Origin of the sequence: Stutzerimonas stutzeri (assembly GCF_018138085.1) — a bacterium.
Taxonomy (GTDB): domain Bacteria; phylum Pseudomonadota; class Gammaproteobacteria; order Pseudomonadales; family Pseudomonadaceae; genus Stutzerimonas; species Stutzerimonas stutzeri_AI.
Genome location: NZ_CP073105.1, coordinates 2,015,708 through 2,042,065, shown reverse-complemented (window position 1 = coordinate 2,042,065; position 26,358 = coordinate 2,015,708). Strand labels below are relative to the sequence as shown.

The following is a 26,358-nucleotide window of genomic DNA, read 5'->3' as shown; positions in this document are numbered from 1 at the left end:
ACCGCCGTCACAGACGCATCACTCAAAGGAGAATGCTCATGCGCGCAGCAACCGCACCCGCCCTGGCGTTAATGATCGGACTGACACTCTTGGCTGGCTGCTCGAGCCCGAGCGTCATCACGCTCAACGATGGGCGAGAAATCCAAACGCTGGATCGCCCTGATTACGATGAGGAGGCCGGCTTCTATGAGTTCGAAGGCCTCGACGGCAAGCCGGGACGAGTCAACAAGGACCAGGTACGCACCGTCAAGGAACTGTAACGAGCCGGATTGCGCGGTGCCAAGCGCTCCGCCTGGCACTACGCAAAAAGCGTTTACTAAGCTCTTGTGAAGCAAAAGTTTTTCTGTAAAATGCGCGCCATCTTCGGAGCGTAGCGCAGCTTGGTAGCGCGTCTCGTTCGGGACGAGAAGGTCGCTGGTTCGAATCCAGTCGCTCCGACCATATCCCGAGATCAGCGCGATAAGCCTGATATCAAAAAAAAACCGGCCACTGGCCGGTTTTTTCGCTTTAAGCCCACCTCTTATACCGCTTGAACAGCGACTAGCCGCCCGCCTCACCACGTAAGGGCTGCCATCCCTGAGCCAATCGTCCGTCGGCGCCAGATTTGCCCCCCTATTGCTGCAAGAACCAGACGACCTGTTCCAGTTCGAATGGCCAGTCCAGTTCCGCGCCGGTGTCGGTTCTTTTCAGCACGGGTATGCGTAACCCATAGTCGTCGACCCATTCGGACCTGTCCGCAACATCCAGCAGTTCTACCAATAGCCCATGTTCCACCAGAGGCATGACCACTGCCTCGGCCTGCTCGCAAAGGTGGCAACCCAGGGTTCCAAACAGTTGGCATTCAGGAAGATGCATATATAAGTAGGGCTCGTCGAAACTGGCTCAGCAATTCTAGCAGGCTTGTCTTGATGAGGCTGTCGCGCACCGGCCTACTACTTCCGGCCTGGCCGTTGCGAAAAATGTGACCTTGAACGCACTCAAACGATGGTTTGATTTAGGGAATCGACGTAACGCCTTCAAACCGCTAGGATGCGGCAACCCAAGCGGCCGAAGAGCTGCAGGGCCGGGTGTGTATGTGCGCTTGGCGGCAATTGCTTGATGTATCGAGTGAAGCAGCCACGTTACCGAGCGATACCACGGCATACCTTACTTGAGCCAACGACTAAGGTCTAAAGGCTTGAATACCTATGTAGTGCTTTATTGCATGGCGCCGTAAGAGCGACTTCAGAGCATCATCCAACGAGGAGAAATAAGAAATGCTCAAGACCCCAATCGCCCGGGGCGTGGCCCTAGCCACTCTGGGAGCAACACTGGCCATCCCTACCATGGCCCAGGCTGCATTCGTTGACGACAGTAAAGTCAACTTGGAACTGCGTAACTTCTATTACAACAGCGACAACCGCTCCGTCCCGTCCACCAAGCAATCCAAGTCAGAAGAGTGGGGCCAGGGCTTCATTCTTCGAGCCGAATCAGGTTTTACCGAAGGTACTGTAGGTTTTGGTGTTGATGCGCTGGGTCTTATGGGTCTCAAGCTGTATTCCAGCGAAGACACCGCTGGCACGGGCCTGATGCCTAGCTCCTTTGGAAATGAGGCCCCTGACGACTTCTCGTCGCTGGGTGTGACTGCCAAAGCGAAGATCTCGAAGACCGTACTGAAAGTCGGCACGATCGAACCGAAGAACATGGCGATCTCGCGCAGCGACTCGCGCCTGCTGCCGCAAACCTTCAAAGGCGGTCAAATTATCTCCAACGAGATCGATGGCCTCACCTTGGACGCCGGTTACCTGACCGAAGAAAACGACCGCGACTCCACTAATTACGAAGATCTGAAGTTTAGCGGTAAGGGCGGGGCTACTGGCGACAAGCCTGACGACTTCCTTTTCGCTGGCGCTACCTATTCCTTCACGAAGGACCTGAAGGGCGCGTACTACTACAGCAATCTTGAAGAAGTCTACAAACAGCATTCGTTCAACCTGATCCATGTCCTGCCGCTCGGCGAAGACCAATCTCTGAAAACCGACTTGCGCTATGCCCGTTCGACAGACGATGGCTCGTCCTCCGTTGACAACAAAGCCATCGGAGCGATGGTCACATACTCCATAACCGGTCATAGCTTCGGGCTGGGGTATCAGAAGATGAGCGGAGATACTGGTTTCGCCTATACCGGTGCCAGTACCGATCCCTACCTGGTCAACTATGTAATGCTTTCTGCGGATTTCGCCAACCCAGACGAAAAATCCTGGCAAGCGCGTTACGATTATAACTTCGCTGCAATGGGCATTCCTGGACTGACCTTCATGACTCGCTACGTTACCGGCGATAACTTTGGTGCAGGCGGGGATAGCAAAGAATGGGAACGTAACACCGACATCGGCTACGTTTTCCAGGAAGGCACCCTGAAGAACCTCGGCGTAAAATGGCGCAACGGTACATATCGCAGCAGCAATAACAACGATAAGGACATCGATCAGAACCGCCTGATCGTTAGCTACACCATCCCGCTGATGTAATAGCGGCTACTTGCATTTGCAGTAGATCAAGGAAACCCGCTTCGGCGGGTTTTCTTTTTTTCAGCAGCCACTCAGCCAAAGCCGTGACCGTATGACGTCGCCAGCAACTTTGCCAGCCGGAGAAAAACGGGGGCAAACGAAGCGGGAACCTTGCGTCGTCAGCGTGCTCGAAACTTGAGGCACTGGGACCCTTTGTCCCAGCGAGACTGAAAAGGAGCTGCAGATGTCTATCGAGTCCACTTTCGGCACCAGTGACGAAACGCCCATCCCCGATGGGTCCACCGGTACCTCCGCGCCTTTGTTCGATAAGTCCGCGCACCGTCGTAACCTACAAGCTGCCCAGAACGCACTCATCGAAGAGTTCCATACCTTGATCGGCGACACCGAGCGCCTGCTGAAGCACACGCAGGACACCGCCGGCACTCAGACCGAGGAGCTGCGAGGCAAGATCAACGCCAACCTGAGCCGCGCCCGCCAGATGCTCAAGGAACAGGAAGGGACGCTGCGTGAGCAGAGCCAAGCGGCCATTCAATGCACCGAAGAGTACGTTCATACCCATCCATGGCAGTCGATCGGAATCGCTGCAGGCGTCGGATTTCTCTTCGGCCTGATCACCCGCCGCTGATGTGGGGAACGGAACCAATGGAAACCAAGCACAACGATGAGGCTCCGGCCCCTTCCATCAAGAAGATGGGCGGCGCCCTCGCAGGGCTTGTCCAAGGGCACCTGGAGCTGATCGGGATCGAGATCCAGGAAGAACGCACACGGGTGTTCAAGCTGTTTCTGCTCGCCAGCATCAGCCTGATACTCGGCTTGTTGATTCTGGTAGGGCTCTCCGCTGCGATTGTGATTGCCTTCTGGGATAGCAATCCGATTGCCGCGATTCTCATCCTCTGCGCGCTATATGCCATCGCGCTGGTGATCTGCATCAGCCGAGCGACCCACCTCGCCAAGGAAAGCGCTTCGCCGTTCCAGGCCACGGTCGAAGAATTGGCACGCAACCGGGAGCGTTTACTACCATGAGCCTTCCTCTCAGCACCTCCAGCGATCTGGCCATGCGCAAGGATCTCGTCCGTCTTCGCATGGAGATGAATCGCCAGCAACTGCTCTATCACTCGCAGCCGTTGGCTCATCCCTTTCAGCGAATGAAAGGGATGATTGCCCACCGAAACGCCGAATCCGACGACCATACGCGCAAAGGGCCGTTGCTGATTGCAACCAGCCTGGCGCTGATGCTCTTCGGACGACGTCTGGGCAAGTTCGGTAAATTGGCCCGACTCGGGGTCATGCTTTATCCGATCGTGAACAGATTGCGGCACTAGCGGAGTGGTGAAGCGACAGCGCTGCAACGACGCGGAGCCCGCCTGCGCAATAGGTGTATGGCACGGCAGTCACCAACTGCTGTAGGCTGGCTTGCGCATGTGTCATGACACGCCGTTGCAGTTGTTGCTGCTCATGATGCCGCGTTTGGCGCACTTGCCTGCTGGCGACATTAAGGAGGTTGCTCTTTGGACTGGCACACCCTGCTGAACCGTGAACGTCTCGGTAAATCCGTTCACAGCAATGAAGAGCTCGGTCGAAGCCCGTTTCACAAGGATCACGACAGGATCATCTTTTCCGGAGCCTTTCGCCGGCTTGGGCGCAAGACTCAGGTGCATCCGGTTTCCAGCAACGATCACATTCACACACGCCTGACGCACTCACTCGAAGTCAGCTGCGTTGGCCGCTCACTCGGCATGCGCGTTGGCGAAGTGCTACGCGATGAAATGCCCGAATGGTGCACCCCGGCCGACCTTGGAATGATTATCCAATCGGCCTGCCTGGCTCACGACATTGGCAACCCTCCGTTCGGGCACTCCGGCGAGGACGCCATCCGCCACTGGTTCCAGCAAGCTGCACGGAGGGGCTGGCTGGATGACATGAGCGATGCCGAGCGGGCCGACTTTCTTAATTTCGAAGGCAATGCGCAGGGGTTCAGGGTCCTGACCCAGCTCGAATACCACCAGTTCGACGGCGGCACCCGCCTGACCTATGCGACGCTTGGCACCTACCTCAAATACCCGTGGACATCGCGCCATGCCGAGGCGCTTGGATACAAGAAACACAAGTTCGGTTGTTACCAGAGTGAGCTCGCCCTGCTCGAGCAGATCGCCGCGAAGCTTGGCTTGCCGAAGCTGGACGAACAGCGCTGGGCACGCCACCCTCTGGTTTATCTGATGGAAGCAGCCGATGACATCTGTTACGGCCTGATCGACCTCGAAGATGGGCTGGAGATGGACCTGCTCGACTACAGCGAGGTCGAGGCTCTGCTGCTGAACCTGGTCGGTGACGATCTGCCGGAAACCTATCGCCAACTCGGGCCCGGAGACTCACGCCGACGCAAGCTGGCGATTCTCAGAGGCAAGGCGATCGAGCACCTGACCAACGCCGCGGCACGGGCGTTCGTGGATCAACAGCAAGCCCTTCTGGCCGGCACACTGACCGGCGATCTGGTCGAGCACATGCATGGCCCTGCGAAGAAGTGTGTGTTGCAAGCCAAAGCCATGGCGCGGGAAAAGATCTTCCAGGACAAGCGCAAGACGCTGCATGAAATCGGCGCTTACACCACCCTCGAAATTTTGCTCAACGCCTTCTGCGGTGCGGCACTGGAGCAGCACGGCGGACGCGAGCTGTCGTTCAAGAACCGCCGTATATTGGACCTGCTTGGCGGTAACGCCCCGAAAGCCGACTGGCCTCTGTATCAGTCCTTCGTGCGGGTCATCGACTTCATTGCCGGCATGACCGACAGCTACGCGACCGAAATGGCCGGCGAAATGACCGGACGCTCGAGCCCGACGTGAAATTGATGAAGAAGCCATTCTGGAAAGTTGTCGGCTGGCAGCCCGGCCGCCCCGCCTGGGGTGCCGCCGCTGTTGCAGGGTTGGGTTGTGCATTGCCGCTCCTGCTCGGCTTGTTCAGCGGTCATGCCGGCTTTCTTTGGGCCACGGTCGGCGCTTTCCAGGCCGCCAAGGCGAACCCGCTGCACCGGCTCGGCATGCTACGGATGTTGCTGCTGATCGGTCTAGGCGCAGGCAGCGCCGGGCTCGGCTTCTGGTCGGCGACGCATCCGCTGATCAGCCTCGGCCTGTTCGCCTTCTACGGTCTGCTGTTGGCGTGGCTGCAGCGCTATGGCAGCGAGGCTGGCAAGCTCGGAATCGGTCTGGCCATCTGCCTGTGCCTCGGCCAAGGCCAGCACGGCATCGGTGACTTCAACAATCCTCAGGCTATCGCCGTGCTTTTCGCGCTAGGCGGGCTTTGGGTCACCCTGCTCGCCTTCGGCCTGCGTGGCATGCACGGCTTACGTATGTGGCCGTACATGCCACGGCTGCTGAGCTTGATGAAAGTACTGCGGCGCCGCGCGCGGCGTACACCGATTCGCCAATGGCGACTGCATGCCCTGGCCTACATACTCGCCGCTGCCACAGGCGGCCTGATCGTGACGCTTGGCGAGCTTCCCAGGGGCTACTGGCTGACTCTGGCCGTCTTCACGACCTTGCAAATGGATTTGCAACGCAGCCTGACACGGGCCCTACAAGCCAGCCTCGGGATCTTCTGCGCAGCGGCGGTACTGATCTACATGGGCCATAGTTTGGCCGATCCGCCAATGATGGTGATGATCATGCTGCCACTGGTGATGCTCAGCCGGGCCTTCCAGGCACATCACTACGGGCTTTTCGTCCTACAGACGACGTTGAGTTTCGTATTGCTGGCGGAAACGCTCGCGCAAGACTGGGATCTTCCGCAGCTGCGCCTCATCAATGCCGCCATCGGGGTGAGCGTGGCGCTGGGCGTGACCCTGTTGATGTACCTGCTACGCCGGTTGATCGCCCGAATTACGTTGCGTAGATTCGGGCGAAACACTGCAACCGATCAGGGAAACAATGACTCGATCACGCCTTAGCGTTGATCTCGTTCTCTGGATACCAGACGTCCATCAATGGGCTCACGTTGAACTCGGACAGTTCGTTGCGCCCTTTGAGCCACGCCTCGACCTGACCACGCTGTTCTTCGTTGACCGAGCCGCGGCTGGCCAGACACACGAAGCCGTAATCCTCGCCGCCGATATAACCCAGGCCGTTGGCCTCGATGGCTTCGTTCAGGAACGCTTCCAGGAAGTCGTCCACAGCCTTGGCTTCGATGCCGTCGCGGTAGGTCAGATTGACCTCGAACCCCAGCTCCTGGAATTCGTCGACACAGAGTTTCTTGCGCAAGCGACGCGAGCGATTGGTAGCCATTGAATCGGTCCTTTTTCTAACGAGATGACGGCGCGCACTCTAACAGCAACGCCTCACTTGTGCGATTACAGGCGTCGGTCGGATCAGGCCTCGATACCGTATGGTTTTGTTTTTTTGCTGAAACCCACACTCCCCGGCTACGCTTGTCGGATGAGAAGTACGTCACTTCTCGGACGTGGGCATAATGGCCCGTCATTTTTCCCTGAACGCTGTAGGGAACTTTCATGTCGTTGATTTCCAATTTGCGTGCCGCTGCCTTTCGGCGCGGTGTCATGAGCACGTTTTTCGGTCGTGTCGCCATCGCCTCGCTGACCCTGCCGCTGGCTTTCCCGGTCTTCGCCGACGCGATCAACCAAACGCTGCCGCCGCGGGTCGCTCAGGCGCTCAAAGCGAACAAGATCGAGAGCAGCGCCCTGTCCGTCGTGATGCTGCCACTCAATAGCAATGCATCGCCGACCTATATAAACGCCGATGTATCGGTCAATCCCGCCTCGACGATGAAGCTGGTCACGACCTACGCCGCGCTGGAACTGTTGGGTCCCAACCATCAATGGAAGACCGAGTTCTACGCCGACGGCCCGATCGAAAACGGGACACTGAAGGGCAACCTCTATCTCAAGGGCGGCGGTGATCCCAAGCTCAACATGGAAAAGCTATGGCTGCTGCTGCGTGACTTGCGCGCCAATGGCGTGCAAACCGTGACCGGCGACCTGGTGCTCGACCGTAGCCATTTCGTCCAGCCGTCACTGCCCGTTTTCGATGACGATGGCAACGACAAGAACAAGCCCTTCCTGGTTGGCCCCGACTCGCTGCTGGTCAACCTCAAGGCACTTCGCTTCATTGCGCGCAACGACAATGGGCAGGTAGACGTCGCGGTCGAGCCTCCAATCGCCGCAGTCCGTATCGATAACCGCATTCAGGCGCTGCCCAAGGCCAAGTGTCCCGGCTGGCCGGACATTCGCTACAACCCCATCGAGGATGCCGACGGCGTTACCGTGGTGGCGACCGGCAAACTCGCCGCCGGCTGTAGCGGCCAAACCTATCTATCGCTACTCGACCATCAACATTACGCAGCCGGTGCCGTCCGAGCGATCTGGAAGGAACTGGGCGGCAATATCCTGGGCGGCGATCGGGTCGCCCAGGTGCCGAAGGATGCGCGAATGGTTGCCCGCGCCTATTCGCCCGATCTGGTCGAGATCATTCGCGATATCAACAAGTACAGCAACAACACCATGGCACGGCAGCTGTTTTTGAGCCTAGGCGCAGCGTTTCGCAACGAAACGGACGCCGACGATTCGAAAGCCGCGCAGCGGGTCATTCGGCAGTGGCTGGCGAAAAAGGGCCTGATCTCACCGCACCTGGTGATCGAGAACGGATCCGGCCTGTCTCGTGCCGAGCGCGTGAGTGCGCGCGAGATGGCCGCCTTGCTCAAGGCAGCCTGGCAAAGCCCCTATGCCGCGGAGTTCATTTCATCGATGCCGCTCGCGGCCGTCGACGGCACCATGCGCAAGCGCCTGCGCAACACCGGAGTGGCCGGCAAGGCGCACATCAAGACCGGAACCCTGAACACGGTACGAGCCATCGCTGGCTATAGCCGTGACGGCGCGGGCAATACCTGGGCGGTCGTCGCGATCCTCAACCATCCCCGGCCATGGGGCGCATCCTCGGTGCTGGATCAGGTGTTGGTCAGCCTCTATAACCGGCCGGACAACACCAGCACGGCACAGCGATAGAACACCTTCGCTGAGTTCTTCCACGAGCCCCGCCGTTCACGTCTGCGCCTTGGCTCACCAGCAAGGCGCGAGGCCAGCTGCGGCGTGACCGCCGATCATCGCGCCTGAAGCTTCCAGGCGCGATGGATCTTGCTGTTACGACGAAAATCCTCGTCCAGCGTGGCACCGGTGATCTCTTCGGCGGCATAGCGCTCGCCGATGCCCGCATCCAGCACAAACTTGCGGAAGTTGTTGGAGAAATACAATGTACCGCCGGTTGCCAGTCGCGCCATCGCCAAGTCGAGCAAGGCAACATGGTCGCGCTGGACATCGAAGACGCCTTCCATGCGCTTGGAGTTGGAGAAGGTTGGCGGGTCGATGAAGATAAGGTCGTACTCGCCGCGATCCTCTTCCAGCCAGCTCATCACATCAGCCTGCTCCAGACGCTGCCGATCGGACAAGCCATTGAGCGCCAGATTGCGTCGCGCCCAATCCAGATAGGTTTTCGACAGGTCGACACTGGTGGTGCTACGCGCACCGCCCTTGGCGGCATGCACGGTTGCGGTGGCCGTGTAGCAATACAGGTTCAGAAAGCGCTTGCCGGCAGCCTCCCGGGCGATACGCAGGCGCATCGGGCGGTGATCGAGAAACAGGCCGGTGTCCAGGTAGTCGGTGAGATTCACCAACAACTTGACGTTACCTTCGCTGACTTCGAGAAACTGCCCCTGACTGGCCTGGCGCTCGTACTGACGTGTCCCGCTCTGGCGCTCGCGCCGCTTGACCACTACTCGATCGCGCGAAACGCCCAGCGCCTGAGGAATCGCACCTAACGCATCGTACAGCCGCGCCTGGGCCTTTTCCGGATCGATCGAACGCGGCGGAGCATATTCCTGCACGTGCACCCAGTCGCCGTATAGATCGACGGCCAGCGCGTACTCCGGCATGTCCGCGTCATACAGTCGATAGCACTGGATGCCGGCTTTGCGGGCCCATTTCCCAAGCGACTTGAGATTCTTCTGCAACCGATTGGCGAACATCTGCCCCCCTTCACTGAGGCGCGCCAGTTCCTGCACGGGCTCCTGCTCGTCCTTGCGCTCCGTGGAGTTCGTTCGCTGGCCGGTAACGAACTGATCGAGCTCGACCTTGATCAGCAGCAGCTTGCACGGCAACGCGCCATTCCAGAAGGCGTATTGCTTGTGGCTGCGGATGCCCATGCGTTTGCCCAGGTCCGGCGCCGAGGTCAGCACCGCCGCCTCCCAGCCGAGGCAAGCCTGGCGCAGGCGCTCGCCGAGATTCTGATAGAGATAGACCAGGCTCGCTTCGTCGCCCAGTCGTTCACCGTAAGGCGGGTTGCAGATCACCAAGCCCTTTTGGTTCTGATCAGGGCGAGGCTCGAAGGTGGCAACGTCGCCCTGGTAGACGCGAATCCAGTTCGCCAAGCCGGCGCGCTCGATATTGTTCCTGGCCGGCTGGATCAGCCGGGGGTCGGCTTCGTAGCCGCGAATCCACAATGGCGGTTTGGCCAGTCCCGCTTCGGCGCGCTGCTGCGCTTCGGCGTGCAGGCGATTCCACAAGGCCGGGACGTGACCCAGCCAGGCGCTGAAGCCCCAACGTTCGCGGCGCAGGTTGGGAGCGATGTCCGCCGCCATCATGGCACCCTCGATGAGGAATGTACCCACGCCACACATCGGGTCCGTGAGGGCGCCGCCAGCAGCGGCGATACGAGGCCAGCCGGCCCGAATCAACACCGCCGCGGCGAGATTCTCTTTCAATGGCGCAGCGCCCTGCTGCAGGCGATAGCCGCGCTGATGCAGGCTGTGCCCGGACAGGTCCAGCGACAGCACGGCCTGGCCACGATCCAGGCGCAGGTGCACACGCAGGTCAGGATCGAGCTTATCGACGCTGGGGCGATCCCCACTGGCCGTACGAAGACGGTCGACGATCGCATCCTTGACCTTCAGGGCGCCAAAGTGGGTGTTGTCGATGCCTGAACCATGGCCGCTGAATTCGACGGCCAGACTGCCGGTGGCCTCGAGATGCTCGGACCAGTCCAACTGGTGGACACCTTCGTACAGGGTTTCGGCATTTACCGTGGCGAAACGACTGATCACCAGCAATACCCGGTTGGCCAGCCGCGACCAGAGACACAACCGATACGCGACCTCCATGGCGGCGAAGCCGCGTACCGCCGCGGTCTGCTCGCGCGCCTCCTCGAGTCCCAGGCCAACGGCCTCGTCGAGCAGCAGGCCTTCCAGCCCCTTGGGACAGGTGAGGATGAGTTCGTGGCGATCAGTCATGGCATTTCCAGAGTATTCGATCCACGCGGCAGCGCGTGCGGATCCGATTTCGATAGGGGTACGGCTTCGACCGTTTTCGTCGAGAAGCTAATGCAACGTAGCGTGCCGAGGCGGCAGCGAGAGCACGTCTCACGCGCCTTATGGGCAGCACCACGGTTTGGTTACTTGCTTATTACAAAACGATCATTCCCGCGCCCGAAGCATTTGGGTTAGAACTCGACACAGACCGGCATCGCAACGATGCCCGGTAGAACCCCGTCACGCCGGCAACGGGGCTTCGCTGGCAGTCTATCTGCCGATCTCGCCATGAGGTCAACAGGAACACCAGTCAACCACTGAGGGCAATACCCAATGAGAAGACTCAAGCGTGATCCGATGGAACGAGCATTTCTACGCGGTTATCAGCATGGCATACACGGTAAATCTCGCGATCTATGTCCTTTTTCCCATCCGGAGGTGCGCCAAGCCTGGATTAACGGCTGGCGGGAGGGTCGCGGCGACAACTGGGACGGTCTGACCGGCGCGGCCGGCCTTCATCGATTGAACGAACTCCACGCAGTCGGCTGACACGATCACACCGACTTCATCTGGCACGCCCCACCCGGGCGGCGGGCTTTAAGCCCGGGGCTCCCTCAGGGAGCCCCACCAGGCAGCCAATCATTTCCTTCGCGTCACTTCCTTCTCGACTGCAGAGACGCCACGGCATCCACCGCCTCGCGAATCAGCGCCGGCCCCTTGTAGATGAAGCCGGTGTACAACTGCACCAGACTTGCCCCCGCCTCGATCTTCTCCGCCGCATGCCGCCCCTCGGTGATCCCGCCTACCGCGATGATGGGCAAGCGCCCCGCCAGCGTCTGCGCCAATACGCGGACGGTGTGGGTGCTCTTGTCGCGCACCGGCGCGCCTGAAAGCCCTCCCGCCTCGTCCGCATGAGCCAGCCCCGCCACACCCTCGCGACCGAGCGTCGTGTTGGTCGCGATGATGGCGTCCATTCCCGCCTGAAAGACCGCTTCGGCAACCAGCGCGATCTCCTCGTCAGTCATGTCCGGTGCGATCTTGATGGCCAGCGGTACACGCTTGCCATGCAGCACTTCGAGATCCTCCCGGCGCTGCGCGAGCGCGTCGAGCAACTGCTTGAGCGAGTTGCCGAACTGCAGGCTGCGCAGCCCCGGGGTATTCGGCGAGCTGACGTTCACGGTGACGTAACTGGCCTGGTGATAGACCTTGTCCAGGCACAGGAGGTAATCGTCCTGCGCACGCTCGACTGGCGTATCGAAATTCTTGCCGATGTTGATGCCCAGGATGCCCTTGAAGCGCGCCGCGTCGACCCGCTCCAGCAAAGCGTCCACGCCGTGGTTGTTGAAGCCCATGCGGTTGATGATGGCTTCGGCTTCGGGCAAGCGGAAAATACGAGGTTTAGGATTGCCCGGCTGTGGCCGTGGCGTCACGGTGCCCACTTCGACGAAGCCGAACCCCAGCTGGGACAGGCCGCAGATCGCCTCACCATTCTTGTCCAGGCCGGCCGCCAGCCCCACCGGGTTGGGGAAATCCAACCCCATCACCCGTACCGGCAGCATGGCCGGCGCCTTGTTCAACAGCGCATTGAGCCCTAGGCGGCCGCCCGCACCGATGAGATCGAGCGATAGCTCATGAGACGTTTCGGGGGTGAATTTGAACAACAGCTGGCGGGCCAGGTTATACATACGCAGCCTAAGATCCTGGGTAGAGTGTGGCGCGGGAGTATAGCAGGCGGCGCCAGTTCCAGCGGGTGAACGTGATGACCAACGGGCCAAACCGCTACTGGGAGCGTGCGTGTACCAGCCGCCGCAAGCGGAGCAGTTTGCCCTCCGGAGAAAATTCCAATTCGAATGAACCAAACACGCCAGCACTTGTCAGAAAGGGTCGCAGATGGTGTGCCGGCAGGCTGACATTCGTCCCCTCCCGGCTCTTGATCAGGATACGATTGGCGCGCCCTTGATAAACTGCCAGCAGTTTTCCCGCCGGTAGCGCAATATCCAGCACGAGGCTTGGCATGGAGGCTCCTCATTGATCAGCACAGCGATTTTGCCATACGGATACCTTCCCCGTTGTGCCCTGACGCCGCTCATGCGCGAGCAAAGGCTCGGTAAACACTGTGCACAGCGTCGGCGGCTCTGCCACACTTCCCTCGTCGTTCCAAACGGTCGTCCGCAATGATGAACCTGCCCGAGCCGGTGCCGCCCGTGACCTCCCGAATCGTCAAATTTGCCCAACGCCTTGGCCTGGCCGGCAAATCGCCGCGTCAGTTGCTCGAGTTGGCCAGCCAGCTGCGACTGCCCTTCGCGCCGCTCCTGGAACCGGCGCCGAGCATCTTCTGGCACGACGGACCTTGCCTGCAGCGCTTCGTCGATCTACCGAGAAGCGCCCTTTCCGGCCCGGTTCAGGAAGACAAAGCCAAGGCACGTGCCGCCTTGACGCGGCTCGTACGACGTGAAGAGACCACGCACGCGGCGCTGGATCTGCGCCAGATAGACGGGCTCAGCGGGCAGAACACCAGCGGCGGGACATACCCGACCTTCGAAGCCTTCGCCGCCACCCCGGCATGCCGGAAGCTGCGTGTGATCAGCTACAAGGATTTCGTCCGCACCCTCTCGACCGCCCTGCCCGGCTTCGAGACCCAGGCCCCCATAGAGCTTCGTCAGGCCAGCTGGCTCGGCGAGCGCATCTACTGGTCGGGCGAGCATCACGCCGAAGCCTTCGCCTGCGCCGTCGCCTATGCGCGGCTACGCGGACTCGAAGTGAACCTGCCCTGCGAACTGGTTGATTACCGGCTCGATGCGCCGGGCCTGCATGCGCTGGATAGCGAATACCACGCGGTGACCATGCCGGCGCAAGCCTGGAATGACCGCGAGTTCATGGGGTTGTTGCTCGATGCGAAGATCCCCTACGCCCGTCTGACCTTGCTGCGCAACCCGGACAACTCCGAGCTGCTCCTGCTCGACAAGCGCCATGCCACCGCCAACGCCCTCGGCGAAGGCCTCAAGCTTGCCGGCGCGCCGGACATGATTCGCTATCTGCGTGACCTGCCACAGATCACGCGCTTCCGTCTCGGCAACCGGGCAGCGCAGACCGACTGATCTGCGCTGGCCGATCGCCGCCAATAGAATCCGTACCGATCGGCAAGCGTTGACGCCGCCGATCGCCAAAACCAAACGCCGGTGCAAATGCGCCGGCGTTTCTCTAGCTATCGACAGCCCCCGGCAGCACCGGGGGCCTTAGCGCACTAGCGTCGTGCGCTGTCTTGGGCCAGATCCTGCAGCTCACGCCCGGCAACGGCATACATCGCATAGTCAACGCTGCTGGCGCCACGCAGTTCGACCAGCATCCGCCGCCAGCGCCCCACCTGGTACGCCCGCTGCTCCAACCACAGCTGTACCCGCTCATCCAAGCCATCGGGCGCGTCGCTCATTTGCAGCACCGAGACCGTGATGGCGCGTTGCTGACCGTCCAGGTCATCGCGGAAGCTCTCGCGTGCCAGCGCCTGCCAATTGTTATCCACCGGCAGGCTGGTGACCTGCTGCAGATACCAAGGCAACTCCAGCGCGCCCCCGACCGCGAAGTACGCCGCGGCCACATCAGCCGGCGGCTGGCCGGTTTCGTCGGCCGCTTCCAGGATCGGCAGCAAGGTATAGAGGTGATTGGTCCCGGCCACCATTCGCGCCAGCAGCTCGGGTACGCCCGCCTCGGTGTAGCGCTCGTAGCGAGCCTGCCACAGATCGCGTGTAGCCCCTTGTAGCAAGGCATCGAGCTTCAGTCCGAGCGCCGCTACGCGTGGGCCGAAGTGAGCGACGTCGCGAGCAGCATCGAGCTCGCTGCGTCGATTGCGCAGGAACCAACGGGTGGCCCGGCGCCCCAGGCGCATCAGCTCTTCCATCAGATTCAACTGCAGCTCGGCCGGAATCTTGTAGTCCAGCGCTTCGATCTGACGGAACCAGTGTGGCAGATGGAAAATGTCCCGCACGATGACATAGGCACCGGCGACGTTGGCGGCACTCAAGCCCGTCGCTTCATGCAGCCGCTGCACGAAGGTGATACCCATGTTGTTGATCAGGTCGTTGGCAATCTGGGTGCTGACGATCTCCCGCTTCAACCGGTGGTGCAACATCGCACCGCGGTATTGCTCGGCCAGCAGCTGCGGGAAAGCACTTTCCATTTCGCGCGCCAGGTAATCGTCATCCGGTACCCGGGACTGCAACAGGGCTTCCTTCAGATGGATCTTGCTGTAAGAAATCAGCACCGACAGTTCCGCGCGGGTCAGCCCCTTGCCGAGCGTGGCGCGGTCGGCAAGCGCCTCGTCGCTGGGTAGGAATTCCAGCGCTCGATCCAACAAGCCGTCAGCTTCGAGCGCGCTGATCAGTCGCTTGTATTCGCCGCCGCCTTCACGTGCCCGACGTTCGGCCTGGGATAGCGCCTGGGTCTGCTTGTAATTGTCGTGCAGCACCAGTTCGGACACCGAGTCGGTCATGTCGAACAGCAACTTGTCCCGCTGCTTGCTGGTCATGTCGCCGGCACTGACGATCTCGTTCAGCAGGATCTTGATATTGACCTCATGGTCCGAGCAGTTCACACCACCGGCGTTGTCGATGAAGTCCGTGTTGGCCGCGCCGCCGTGGAGGCAGTACTCGACCCGTCCTAGCTGGGTAATACCGAGGTTGCCGCCCTCGCCGATGACCTTGGCGCGTAACTCGTTACCATTGACCCGAAGAATGTCATTGGCCTTGTCGCCTACGTCCGCGTGCGTCTCGGTGGTGCTCTTCACGTAGGTGCCGATGCCGCCATTCCAAAGCAGATCCACCGGAGCCTTGAGCAACGCATGAATCAGCTCCGCAGGCGTCAGTTGATCGGCCTCGATCTCGAAGCGTGCCTTCATCTGCGGGGTAATCGCGATGCGCTTGGCCGAGCGCGGGAACACCCCGCCTCCTGCCGAAATCAGCGACGGGTCGTAGTCGGTCCAGGATGACCGCGGCAGGTCGAACAGGCGCTTGCGCTCGATGAAGCTGCGCGCCGCATCGGGGTCCGGATCGATGAAGATATGCAGGTGGTTGAAGGCCGCCACCAACTGCAGGGTTTCGGACATCAGCAAGCCATTGCCGAACACGTCACCGGCCATGTCGCCGATGCCGATCACACTGACCGGATCGCGCTGGACATCGATACCTCGCTCGCGGAAGTGCCGCTGTACCGACACCCAGGCACCCTTGGCCGTGATGCCCATCTTCTTGTGGTCATAGCCTGCCGAACCGCCCGAGGCGAATGCGTCGCCCAACCAGAAGTCATACTCGGCGGCGATGCCGTTGGCGATATCGGAGAAGGTCGCGGTGCCTTTATCCGCCGCCACGACGAGGTAGGGATCGTCTTCGTCATAACGCACCACGTTGGCCGGCGGCACCACCTTGCCATCCTTGAGGTTGTCGGTGATGTCCAGCAAGCCGCTGATGAAGATGCGGTAGCAGGCGATCCCCTCGGCGAGAACCTCATCACGCGAGCCACCGGTGGGCAGCCGGCGCGGAACGAAACCACCTTTGGCGCCGCCAGGCACGATGATGGCGTTCTTGACCTGCTGCGCCTTGACCAGCCCCAGCACCTCGGTGCGGTAATCTTCCTCGCGATCCGACCAGCGCAAGCCGCCTCGCGCCACCTTGCCGCCACGCAGGTGCACGCCTTCGACGCGCGGCGAGTAGACGAATATCTCGAACTTCGGGGCCGGACGCGGCATCTCCGGAATTGAACGCGGATCGAGCTTGAAGCTGAAGTAGCTCTTCGGCTTGCCGCTGGCATCGCTCTGGTAGAAGTTGGTGCGCAGCGTCGCTTTGATCAGCGCCAGGTAGCGGCGCAGGATACGGTCCTCGTTGAGCACCGCGACGTCGTCCAGGGCGGTGATGATCGCCTGCTCCAGCCGCGCCTGCTTGTCGGCCAGGTCTTCCTCGCCGAGCTTGCGCGCGAGGTAGAAACGCATCTTGAACAGCCGCACCAGCTCGCGGGCGATATCGGTATGGTTGAGCAGCGCGCTGGCGATATAGCCCAGGTCGAAACCCATGCGAATCTGCTTGAGATAGCGACCGTAGGCCCTCAGCAGCGCCACCTCCCGCCAGGTCAGCCCAGCCGTCAGGACCAGTCGGTTGAAGGCGTCGTTCTCCGCCTGCCCATTGTGAATGGCGATGAAGGCATCTTGCAGCGGCTCGTTGATCTCCATCAGATCGATTTCGAGCCCTTCGGCATAGGTAAAGGCGAAATCGTGAATCCAGTATTCGCGGCCGTCCTTGCGGCGCAGGTGAAACGGAAACTCGCCCAGCACACGCAGCCCTAGATTCTCCAGGATCGGCAACATGTCCGATAACGGCAGCGGCGTGTTCATGTGGTAGAGCTTGCAATGCAGGCGATGCTCCATAGCGGTGATCGGCTGATAGAAGCTCATCACCAGCGGACGCTCTTCGCTCAGGCTGAGCACGTGCTGCATGTCGACGGCGGCCGAATGCGGGGCGAACCGCTCGCGGTAGCCAGCCGGAAAGCCCTTCGGAAATTCGGCGAGAATGCCGGTGCCCTGAGCCTCGCCGAATTGTTCGATAACGACGCTGGTGTAGTCGTCCTGCCAGGTGCGGCAGGCTTGCACCACCTCGTTCTCCAGCTGTACCGGATCGAACTGCACCTGCTTGTTCGGGTCCAGGCGCAGCAGGAACTGCACGCGGATCAGCACCGATTCGGAGAAGTAGGTCGAGAATTCGCAACCACTGGCTTCCAGGCGATCCATCAGGACCTGCTGAATGCGCAGACGGGTCTCGGTCGAGTAGCTGTCGCGCGGTACGTAGGCCAGGCAGTAGCAGAACCGGCCGTAGGGGTCGATCCGCATGAACAGACGCAGTTTGTTGCGTTCCTGGATCTGTACGATGGCAATCGCGGTGTTGAACAGCTGATCGAGCGTCATCTGGAACAGTTCGTCGCGCGGCAGCACTTCAAGCACCTGGATCAGCTCTTTGGCCAGGTGCGCCGAATCGTCGAACTGCGAGCGCCTCACCACTTCCGCCACTTTGCTGCGGATGTAGGGAATCCGCCGTACGCTCTGGGTGTAGACCGATGAGGTGAACAGCCCGAGGAAGCGGCACTCACGGACCACGCGGCCCTGCTCGTCGAATTCACGAATCGAGACGAAGTCCGGATATGCCGGGCGATGCACCCGGCTGGGGGTCGCCGCCTTGGCGAACGACAGCAGCAGCGGTTCGCGAAGATAGGCCAAGGCCGGCGGCATGATCAGCTGATCGTCTTCCTCGAGCCCGGTCCGCAGGATGCGCGACAGGCCCAGTAGCGAGGATTCGTCGTAAACGATGCGCCCCCCGTCGCCCTGGTCGATCACGGTGAACTCCTCGTAGCCGAGGAAGGTGAAATGATCGTCAGCCAGCCAGCGCATGAAATCCCGACTTTCGGACAATTCGGCCGCGTCGGCCAGCTGCAGCGTACCCAGACGGGTGTAGTGGTCTTCGGCTTTCGCCTTCATTGCCGGGAAATCGCTGACGGCCAGACGCACCTCGGCCAGGACACCGTGCAGCGACTGCTCCAGCTCGCGCAGGGCTGCCGCGCTGGCGCAACGATCGATCTCCACGAATATCAGCGATTCGGCCTGACTCCCTTCGCTGGCGCTGCCTTTTGGCAACAGCTCGATCAGGCTGCCGTCGGCGTCCCGGCGCACCTGGAGCACGCTGTTCTGCAACGTATGGATGGCATAGCCGCGGCGGGTCAGCTCCATGCGTACCGAGTCGACCAGAAACGGCATGTCGGGGTGCAGCACCTCGACCACGCTATGGGTCGATTGCCAGCCGTGTTTTTCGTAGTCCGGATTGAACACGTGCACGTCCGGGCTGCCCGGGTCGAAATGCTCCAGAAGGCGCCAACTGGCCAGCGTTGAGCCGACCAGGTCAGTCATGCGTCGCTCTGTCAGCTCGGGGAGAGCGACGATACCGAAGAATTGCTCGGCGAAGAGTCCCACTTGTGGCAGGAGTTTCTCGTCGACATGCTGCGCCAACGCCACTTGCAGTTGTTGCTGAAAGTCGGCTTTGCTGGCAGCTGTAAAGAACGCCATTTTTTCGCTCCATTCTGGCTTGGAATTCGACTAAGGCAGTCGCGGCACCTGACTGGCAACGCAACGTGTAAGTTCCACGTTAGTCCAGCAAAACAGTGATTGCATGAACGCGGCCCTACCCTTCTCTGGCGCCGCCAATGACGCAGCAGTCACATTTCTTTCAGGCATGGCCGCCAATTGATGCGCGCCGTCTTTCAATCTGCCCGAACGGCCGCCAGCTCGCCGGCTGCCGCCGCTACCTGTGGCAAGAAAAAACGCCATACGCCAGCCAAGTTGCCGAGCCGCGCATGGCTGCGATCTGGCAAATGAATTAAAGTCGTCGCCGTCGGGCAATCGCCCCGACACGCCTCCGTAGAAGAGTTCAACGATGGATCACCGTGAAGCCATAGTCGCGCTGCGACAGTTTCTTTCAACCCAGATTCTTGGCCAGGAACGGCTGGTGGAGCGGCTGCTCGTCGCGCTGCTAGCCGATGGCCACCTGCTCGTGGAAGGCGCCCCCGGGCTGGCGAAGACACGGGCGATCAAGGAGCTGGCCGGCGGCCTGGAAGCTGAATTCCATCGCATTCAATTCACGCCCGACCTGCTGCCTGCTGACATCACCGGCACCGAGATCTATCGACCCGAAACCGGCAGCTTCGTCTTCCAACAGGGGCCGATCTTCCACAACCTGGTACTGGCGGACGAAATCAACCGCGCCCCGGCCAAGGTCCAGTCGGCACTGCTCGAGGCGATGGCCGAGCGTCAGGTCAGTGTGGGCCGCAGCACCTATGACCTATCACCGCTGTTTCTGGTGATGGCCACGCAGAACCCGATCGAGCAGGAGGGCACCTATCCGCTCCCCGAGGCGCAGCTCGACCGCTTCCTGCTGCACGTGAAGCTCGGCTTTCCGGACGCCTCGGTGGAGCGACGCATCCTGCAACAGGCGCGTGGCGAAGCCATCAACGGCGAAACCCCGCCCGAGCACCGGGTCTCGCAGCAAGCCATCTTTGCCGCTCGCAAGGAAATCCTCGGCCTGTACATGGCCGATGCGGTCGAGGAATACCTGGTCCAGCTGGTCATGGCGACCCGCACACCCGCCAAGTTCGATGCCGAGCTCGCGGGTTGGATTGCCTACGGCGCCAGTCCTCGCGGTTCGATCTCGCTGGATCGCTGCGCCCGTGCCCACGCCTGGCTCGCGGGCCGCGATTTCGTAAGTCCCGAAGACATTCAAGCCATGCTGTTCGATGTGCTGCGCCATCGGCTCATCCTCTCGTTCGAAGCGGAGGCCGCCGGTATCGATCAGGACCGCGTGCTGCAGCGCATCCTCGACGTGGTGGCGGTGGCCTGATGCCCCCCTCGCCTCCGGTCGACCGCCAGCAGGCCGTATCTGCCGGGGCGGGTGTGCGCATAAGCCTCGCCGAGCTGATCGACATGCGACATCGGGTCCGGGAAGTCCCGCTGTTCTCGACCCCGCATCGCCGAAGCCCACTGGTCGGTCTGCATCATTCGAAGCTTCGCGGGCGCGGTGTGGATTTCGACCAGGTGCGCATCTACCAGGCGGGGGACGACGTCCGCACCATCGACTGGCGGGTAACGGCGCGGACTCAGGAGCCCCACACCAAGCTGTTCCATGAAGAGCGCGAACGTCCGATCTACATTCTGGTGGAGCAGAGTCCTCGACTGTTCTTCGGTAGCGGGCTGGCGTTCAAGTCGGTCCTGGCGGCGCAGGCGGCCAGCCTGGTCGGATGGGCCGCGCTGAGCCACAACGACCGTGTCGGCGGACTGGTATTCGGGCAGGCCGAACACCACGAAATCAAACCTCGGCGCAGCAAGCAAAGCCTGCTGCAGTTGCTCGACCGGTTGGCCCGCGCCAACACCGCATTGAGCGCCGATCAGAGCAGCGACCCGGACGCTTTCGGGCTGGCCCTGAGACGCGCTCGCGAAGTCCTGCGTCCCGGCAGTCTGGCCGTGATCATCTGTGACGAACGCGCCCTCGGCGACGCCGCCGAGCAGCAGTTGACCTTGCTCGCCCGCCACGTCGACCTGCTGCTGGTTCCGGTTTTCGATCCGCTCGACCGTGCCTTGCCGGCTGCCGGTCTGCTGCGCTTTGCCCAGTTCGGTGCGCGTCTGGACCTGGACAGCCACGATCCGCTCATACGCCAGGCCTACCGCAGCCAGGGTGAAGCCCGTAGCGCGCGGTGGCGGCGCCTCGCCGATCGCCTGCGTTTGCCGCTGATGGCGCTGGACACCCAGCATGATCTGATCGATCAACTGCGCGAACACCTCAGCGTGCAGCACCCCGGAGCACAGCGATGAGTCCGCTCGACCAGCTCGAGCCGTTGATTGCGCCGCCGGCCGTCAGCGCCTGGCCACCGGCGCCCGGCTGGTGGTTCCTGGCGGCGTTGTTGCTCAGCGTCATACTGTTGCTCCGTTTGCGACCCTGGCAACGCCGGCGGCCCGAGCGGGCGGCCGATACCGAAGCGACCATCGATCCTCAGCGCCAGATCGCGCTGAACGAACTCGCGCAGTTGAATAAACCCTACGGCGGCGCCCCGGCCAACCAGTGGCTGCAACAGCTCAACGCTCTGCTCAAACGGCTCTGCCGCACCCGTTACCCGAACGATAATCCCCACACGCTCAGCGGACGTGCCTGGTTGGCGTTTCTCGACAGCCGTTGCCCAGCCGCTGGTCTGACGCGCTGGATGGTGCTGGTCGAGGGCGTCTACCGCGCTGACTGCCGGCTGGATGACAAAGCCATCCAGAGCCTCGAGCAATCCGTGCAGATATGGATTCGCAAGCATGTTTGAGCTGGCGTGGCCGTGGATATTCGTGCTGCTGCCCTTGCCCTGGGTGATGCGCTGGTTGCTGCCAGCCGCCGACAGCGGTGACGCCGCCTTGAAGGTCAGCTTCCTCGGCGAACTCGAGTCGCTGGCCGGTCGCCGTGCAACCGTCACCCTCCCCGCCTGGCGTCAGCAGTTTCCTTATCTGGTGGTCTGGTTGCTGCTGTTGTTGGCAGCCGCCCGCCCGCAATGGCTCGGCGAACCCCTGCCGTTGCCCACCAGCGGCCGTGATCTATTGTTGGCGGTGGATGTGTCGGGGTCGATGGACTACCCGGACATGCACTGGCAAGACGAAGAAATCAGTCGCCTGGAACTGGTCAAGCATCTGCTCGGCGACTTCATCACCGAGCGCCGCGGCGACCGTGTCGGCTTGATCCTCTTCGGCAGCAAGGCCTATCTGCAAGCGCCACTGACGTTCGATCGCCAGACCGTACGGACCTGGCTCGACGAGGCGCTCGTCGGTATCGCTGGCAACAATACGGCCATCGGTGATGCCATCGGGCTGGCGATCAAGCGCCTGCGCGACCGCCCGGCACAGAGCCGGGTTCTGGTGCTCATCACCGATGGCGCCAACAATGGCGGAGAGATCGATCCCTTGCAGGCCGCCCGGCTGGCGGCGGTCGACGGGATCAAGGTGCATACCATCGGCATTGGCGCTGACACGCAGGCTGGGCGGGTGCTCCAGCATTTCGGCCTGGCCGGCGCCGAGCTCGACGAACCGACCCTGAAGGCCATTGCCGAGCAAACCGGCGGGCGATATTTCCGGGCCAGATCGAGCGACGAGCTGCAAGCCATCGGTGCGACTCTCGACGAACTCGAGCCGACCGCGCAGCAACCGACGCAAGCGCGTATAGCCGAAGCACTCTATGTCTGGCCACTCTCGGCTGCGCTGTTGATCAGCCTGCTGTTGGTCGCCGATCGTCTCTGGCGGCCATCACTACGGCACCTTCTCTGGCGCAGAGAACAGCCATGACCGAACTCGTGCCACACCTGCTCCGGCCGTTCTGGCTGTTGATCCTGCCGTTGCCGATATGGTTGCTGTGGCGGCTCTGGCACCGCCAGCGGCAGATCGGTCGCTGGCAGCGCCTGTTGCCCGAGGCGTTCCACGCAGCATTGCTCACGCGTGGCAGGCTGCGCAACAGCAGGCGCCCTTGGCTGGTACTCGGCGCAGCCTGGCTGCTCGCTTGCCTGGCGCTGCTCGGTCCGAGCTGGCAGCAAGCCGAACAGCCTCGACTGTCACGTGCCGACCCGCTGGTGGTGCTGCTGGATACAACCCCGGCCATGCTCGCGGCGGATGTCCAGCCCAACCGGCTGGAACAGGCCAAACGCAAGATTCTCGACCTGTTGCAGGCTCGCCAGGATGCCCAGACCGCGGTCATCGCGTTCGCCGGTAGCGCGCATGTCCTGGTACCGCTGTCCAACGACATCGCCACGACGCAGAACCTGCTGGATGCGCTGCAGCCCGCCCTCATGCCGGAGGCCGGCCATCGCGCGGACCTGGCCGTGCAGCGCGGCCTCGAGCTGCTCGAACAGGGCGCGAACGGGCGCGGACGGCTGTTGCTGATCGGCAGCAGCCTGAACCAACAGGAGCGCGACGCCATCGGCATGTCGCTCGGTGAGAACGGACAGCGACTGCTGATACTGGGCATCGGTACCGAGCAAGGCGCGCCTATCGCCCAGGAAGACGGCAGCTTCCTGAAGGACGACGAGGGCGCCATCCTGATCCCGAGGCTGAACGAGCGCACCCTGCGCCGTTTCGCCGCCGAGCTCGGGGGGCGCTATCAGGGCGCCCGCATCGATGACACCGATCTGCGCAGCCTCGGCCTGCTGGAACGCAACGGCGAGCTGCTGAACCAGGCCGACACCACCCAGCTCGATACCTGGCTGGATCAGGGCTACTGGCTGCTGCTTCCCCTGCTGCTGCTCGCGGCGTGCGCGGGACGGCGCGGCTGGCTGTTCTGCCTGCCGTTGTTGATGGTCATGCCGCCACCAGCCAGCGCCCTGACCTTGCAGAACCTTTGGTTGCGTCCGGACCAGCAAGGCATGCGCCTGCTGCAAGCGCAGCGTCCCGCCGACGCCGCGCAGCGATTCGACGACCCGCAATGGCAAGGCTATGCCCGCTACCTGGCCGGAGATTTCGCCGGCGCCGCCGAGCAATTCGCCATGAGCGATACCCCTTCGGCCCACTTCAACCGCGGCAACGCCCTGGCTCGCAACGATGAGTTGCAGGCGGCCATCGAGGCGTATGATCAGGCGCTGGAACTCGACCCGGACCTGGCGTCGGCCCGTCGCAACAAGGCCATCGTCGAGGCCCTCTTGCGCCAGCGCGAAGAGCAGGCGCAGCAGGGGCAGCCCTCCGAGGGCCAACCAGCACAGGAGAAGCCCCCAGAACAGACAGAACCACCGCCCGCGCCCAGCAGCCCAGCCGCAGGCCAGCGCGACGCCAGCGAAGCATCCGATCAGCAAGAGCCGGGTAATGCTAACGAAGCGGCAGAGGCGCTAGCGGCCCAGCCGCCCGAGGCTCCCGAACAGGGCGAACCGCAGGACGCGCCAGAGCAACCGCGCGAAGGCATGGCCGATCCCGAGCAGGACCAGGCGACAGCTCAATGGCTGCGCAGGATTCCCGACAACCCAGGCGAACTGCTACGTCGCAAATTTCTCCTCGAACAACGCAAGCGCCAGGAGCTGAACCGATGACGCGGCTGACCACATTGCTGTTAACGCTTCTGCTCGCATGCCAGGCGAGCGCGGCGACGCTGGTCGCACGAGTCGATCGCACTCAGCTGAGTCTGGACGAAACCGTGGAACTGACCTTGGAAACCAGTGACACCACGGTATTTGGCAAACCCGACCTCCAACCGCTCGAAGGGCTCTTCCGCGTGCTGGGAACTCGTCAGGCGAACCAGCTCTCCAGCGCCTACGGTGAAGCACAAGCCGTTACCCAGTGGCTGATTACGTTACAGCCCCAGCGGACCGGGTACGTCGTCATTCCGCCTTTGCAGCTGGGCGAATGGCACAGCGAGCCGATCATGCTCAACGTCAGCGAATCCAGCACCGAGGGCGGCGGCAGGCTCGCACCGATCTTCATCGACTCCAGCCTCGACCAGGACAGCGTCTACGTGCAGGCGCAAGTGGTGCTCACCCTGCGCATCTACCATTCCGTCTCACTCTACGATGACAGCACGCTGTCGCCCCTGCAGTTCGGCGATGCGCTGGTCGAGCGGCTCGGCGAGCCGCGTACTTACGAGAAAGACATCAACGGCGTTCGCCACGGTGTGATCGAGATCCGCTACGCGCTGTATCCGCAAAAGAGCGGCACGCTGACCATTCCCGCGCAGTTGTTCAGCGCCACCACGGTCGCGCCCAGTGGCGACTACTACGGGTCCCGCTTCGGCAAGACCACCCAGGTCAAATCGCCGGAAATACCCCTGCTGGTCAAGCCCAAGCCCGCCGAATACCCCAAGGATGCACCCTGGCTGCCCGCCGCCAACCTGACCCTGGTCGAAGCCTGGAGCCCGCAACCGCAGGAGGCGCAGCTGGGCGAAGCCTTGACCCGCAGTTTGCTGATCAAGGCAGAGGGCCTGTCCAGTGCCCAGTTGCCGCCGATCGAATCACCACCCGTCGCAGGCCTGCGGCGCTACCCCGACCAGCCAACCCTGAACGATACGGTGACCGAGAACGGCCTCACCGGTAGCCGTGAGCAGCGCGAGGCATTGGTCGCGAGCGAGGCCGGCGACTATCGGCTGCCGGCCACCGAGGTGGTCTGGTGGAATACCGTCGAAGATCGGCTCGAGCGCAGCACGCTGCCCGAGCGCACCCTGCAGGTCGCCGAGAACCCCGAACTCCAGCAACCCGCCCTCGAGGACGCGGCTGCTGCCGCTCACCCTATGTCACAGCCGCAGCGGTTGTGGCCGTGGCAGTTGAGCAGCGCGGTATTGGGACTGACCACCTTGCTCGGCTTCGGCCTGTGGCTGCGTGCGCGCAGTCAACCGGCGGTGATCCGCACGGTGCAGAGCGGCCCGACGCCACGCAGCCTGCTCGATGACCTCAAACGCGCCTGTCTGGCCAATGACACCCAGGCGACTCGTCACGCGCTGGACGCCTGGGCACGCCAGCAACCCGAAACCTTGGCGGAAATGGCTGCACGCTTCGTTCCGCTATCCGACGCCCTGGATGGCCTGAACGGCGCGCTCTACAGCGAGACCGGCCAACGTTGGCAAGGTGAGGCGTTATGGCAGGCGATTCAGAACCTGCCGACCGTACGGCCGACGGCCAACGAGCCGGAAAACGGGGCATTGCCGCCCCTGTATCCGCGCTGAGGAACAGCGCACCGCGCGAAGCTGGACCGATCGATGGACGCCTCGCCCTATTGTGTGTTGTGCGAGGCGCGCCCTCGCGACGAATGGCGCCAGCTCTGTGCCCGAAAAGCTTCGCCCCGGGTCGGGCGTCCCACAAAAAAGCAGTGCACGCCGCCCTCATTTGTAGGAGCCGCGACCCGCGGCGAACGACGCCAGCTCGGTGCCCGAAAAAGCTTCGCCCCGAGGTCGGGCCTCCCACAAAAAGCAGTGCATGCCACCCTCATTTGTGGGAGCCGCGACCCGCGGCGAATGGCGCCAGCTCGGGTGCCCGAAAAAGC

General features: G+C 62.1%; 23 protein-coding genes and 1 tRNA gene. 18 read left to right on the top strand and 6 right to left on the bottom strand.

From position 1 onward, the window contains the following. Positions 1-38: 38 nt before the first annotated feature. Positions 39-260, top strand: coding sequence for a YgdI/YgdR family lipoprotein (locus KCX70_RS09495; RefSeq protein WP_021207434.1), 222 nt, complete (start codon positions 39-41; stop codon positions 258-260). Between the two features lie 104 nt (positions 261-364). Beyond that, positions 365-441: transfer RNA gene (locus KCX70_RS09490), tRNA-Pro, on the top strand. Between the two features lie 171 nt (positions 442-612). Here the strand turns inward: KCX70_RS09490 and KCX70_RS09485 are convergent. Next, positions 613-855 (bottom strand): glutaredoxin family protein, encoded by a 243-nt coding sequence (locus KCX70_RS09485; RefSeq protein ID WP_102846049.1) that lies wholly within the window; start codon positions 853-855, stop codon positions 613-615. Positions 856-1,256: 401 nt separating this feature from the next. Between KCX70_RS09485 and KCX70_RS09480 the strand changes: the two genes are divergently transcribed. The 6 genes from KCX70_RS09480 (at position 1,257) to KCX70_RS09455 (ending at position 6,450) form a co-directional block, all read left to right on the top strand. After that, entirely contained in the window at positions 1,257-2,510 is a 1,254-nt protein-coding gene (locus tag KCX70_RS09480; protein WP_021207436.1) for an OprD family porin, read from the top strand. 223 nt (positions 2,511-2,733) lie between these two features. After that, complete coding sequence (locus KCX70_RS09475; RefSeq protein ID WP_102850878.1) at positions 2,734-3,135, top strand: DUF883 family protein; 402 nt, start codon at positions 2,734-2,736, stop codon at positions 3,133-3,135. Positions 3,136-3,152: 17 nt separating this feature from the next. Next, the gene (locus KCX70_RS09470; protein WP_021207438.1) at positions 3,153-3,533 is read left to right on the top strand and encodes a phage holin family protein; all 381 of its coding nucleotides are present in this window, start codon (positions 3,153-3,155) and stop codon (positions 3,531-3,533) included. Further along, positions 3,530-3,832: a hypothetical protein gene (locus tag KCX70_RS09465; protein WP_021207439.1), complete on the top strand. Its 303-nt coding sequence runs from the start codon at positions 3,530-3,532 to the stop codon at positions 3,830-3,832. Before KCX70_RS09470 ends, KCX70_RS09465 begins: the two co-directional genes overlap by 4 nt. Before the next feature lie 186 nt (positions 3,833-4,018). Continuing rightward, on the top strand, positions 4,019-5,350 hold the full coding sequence (locus KCX70_RS09460) for a deoxyguanosinetriphosphate triphosphohydrolase (protein WP_212620019.1): 1,332 nt from the start codon (positions 4,019-4,021) through the stop codon (positions 5,348-5,350). Between the two features lie 5 nt (positions 5,351-5,355). Next, complete coding sequence (locus KCX70_RS09455; protein WP_212620018.1) at positions 5,356-6,450, top strand: FUSC family protein; 1,095 nt, start codon at positions 5,356-5,358, stop codon at positions 6,448-6,450. Here the strand turns inward: KCX70_RS09455 and KCX70_RS09450 are convergent. Then, positions 6,440-6,784, bottom strand: a complete 345-nt coding sequence (locus tag KCX70_RS09450; protein ID WP_021207442.1) for a YggL family protein — start codon at positions 6,782-6,784, stop codon at positions 6,440-6,442. The two genes, KCX70_RS09455 and KCX70_RS09450, sit on opposite strands and share 11 nt — an antisense overlap. A 272-nt stretch (positions 6,785-7,056) precedes the next feature. Between KCX70_RS09450 and dacB the strand changes: the two genes are divergently transcribed. Beyond that, on the top strand, positions 7,057-8,517 hold the full coding sequence (dacB, locus tag KCX70_RS09445) for a D-alanyl-D-alanine carboxypeptidase/D-alanyl-D-alanine endopeptidase (protein ID WP_212620017.1): 1,461 nt from the start codon (positions 7,057-7,059) through the stop codon (positions 8,515-8,517). 95 nt (positions 8,518-8,612) lie between these two features. Here dacB and rlmKL read toward each other — a convergent pair whose 3' ends face one another. Then, positions 8,613-10,793: a bifunctional 23S rRNA (guanine(2069)-N(7))-methyltransferase RlmK/23S rRNA (guanine(2445)-N(2))-methyltransferase RlmL gene (gene rlmKL / locus KCX70_RS09440; RefSeq protein ID WP_212620016.1), complete on the bottom strand. Its 2,181-nt coding sequence runs from the start codon at positions 10,791-10,793 to the stop codon at positions 8,613-8,615. A gap of 351 nt (positions 10,794-11,144) precedes the next feature. Here rlmKL and rmf point away from each other — a divergent pair, with 351 nt between their 5' ends. Then, a complete protein-coding gene (rmf, locus tag KCX70_RS09435; RefSeq protein WP_021207445.1) occupies positions 11,145-11,360 on the top strand; it encodes a ribosome modulation factor in 216 nt (71 codons plus the stop codon). 104 nt (positions 11,361-11,464) lie between these two features. Here rmf and KCX70_RS09430 read toward each other — a convergent pair whose 3' ends face one another. Further along, complete coding sequence (locus KCX70_RS09430) at positions 11,465-12,496, bottom strand: quinone-dependent dihydroorotate dehydrogenase (RefSeq protein ID WP_212620015.1); 1,032 nt, start codon at positions 12,494-12,496, stop codon at positions 11,465-11,467. Between the two features lie 94 nt (positions 12,497-12,590). Continuing rightward, entirely contained in the window at positions 12,591-12,827 is a 237-nt protein-coding gene (locus KCX70_RS09425) for a DUF2835 domain-containing protein (protein ID WP_212620014.1), read from the bottom strand. Between the two features lie 158 nt (positions 12,828-12,985). On the opposite strand from KCX70_RS09425, the gene KCX70_RS09420 reads away from it, so the two are divergent. Continuing rightward, entirely contained in the window at positions 12,986-13,909 is a 924-nt protein-coding gene (locus KCX70_RS09420) for a DUF6685 family protein (protein ID WP_212620013.1), read from the top strand. A gap of 146 nt (positions 13,910-14,055) precedes the next feature. Here KCX70_RS09420 and KCX70_RS09415 read toward each other — a convergent pair whose 3' ends face one another. Further along, positions 14,056-18,903: an NAD-glutamate dehydrogenase gene (locus KCX70_RS09415; RefSeq protein WP_212620012.1), complete on the bottom strand. Its 4,848-nt coding sequence runs from the start codon at positions 18,901-18,903 to the stop codon at positions 14,056-14,058. A gap of 137 nt (positions 18,904-19,040) precedes the next feature. Here KCX70_RS09415 and KCX70_RS09410 point away from each other — a divergent pair, with 137 nt between their 5' ends. Genes KCX70_RS09410 through KCX70_RS09380 form a run of 7 tightly spaced genes read left to right on the top strand, consistent with a single transcriptional unit; the run spans position 19,041 to position 26,041 of the window. Continuing rightward, on the top strand, positions 19,041-19,217 hold the full coding sequence (locus KCX70_RS09410) for a hypothetical protein (protein WP_165788458.1): 177 nt from the start codon (positions 19,041-19,043) through the stop codon (positions 19,215-19,217). Positions 19,218-19,270: 53 nt separating this feature from the next. Further along, positions 19,271-20,230 carry an AAA family ATPase gene (locus KCX70_RS09405; RefSeq protein WP_021207450.1) on the top strand — a complete coding sequence of 320 codons (960 nt, stop codon included), beginning with the start codon at positions 19,271-19,273 and terminating at the stop codon, positions 20,228-20,230. Next, entirely contained in the window at positions 20,230-21,198 is a 969-nt protein-coding gene (locus KCX70_RS09400) for a DUF58 domain-containing protein (RefSeq protein ID WP_212620011.1), read from the top strand. The genes KCX70_RS09405 and KCX70_RS09400 overlap by 1 nt, the downstream gene beginning before the upstream one ends. Next, positions 21,195-21,689 (top strand): DUF4381 domain-containing protein, encoded by a 495-nt coding sequence (locus KCX70_RS09395; protein ID WP_212620010.1) that lies wholly within the window; start codon positions 21,195-21,197, stop codon positions 21,687-21,689. Before KCX70_RS09400 ends, KCX70_RS09395 begins: the two co-directional genes overlap by 4 nt. Next, entirely contained in the window at positions 21,682-22,695 is a 1,014-nt protein-coding gene (locus KCX70_RS09390) for a vWA domain-containing protein (protein WP_212620009.1), read from the top strand. Before KCX70_RS09395 ends, KCX70_RS09390 begins: the two co-directional genes overlap by 8 nt. Beyond that, positions 22,692-24,419: a VWA domain-containing protein gene (locus KCX70_RS09385; protein ID WP_212620008.1), complete on the top strand. Its 1,728-nt coding sequence runs from the start codon at positions 22,692-22,694 to the stop codon at positions 24,417-24,419. Before KCX70_RS09390 ends, KCX70_RS09385 begins: the two co-directional genes overlap by 4 nt. Continuing rightward, entirely contained in the window at positions 24,416-26,041 is a 1,626-nt protein-coding gene (locus tag KCX70_RS09380) for a BatD family protein (RefSeq protein WP_212620007.1), read from the top strand. Before KCX70_RS09385 ends, KCX70_RS09380 begins: the two co-directional genes overlap by 4 nt. Positions 26,042-26,358: the final 317 nt, after the last annotated feature.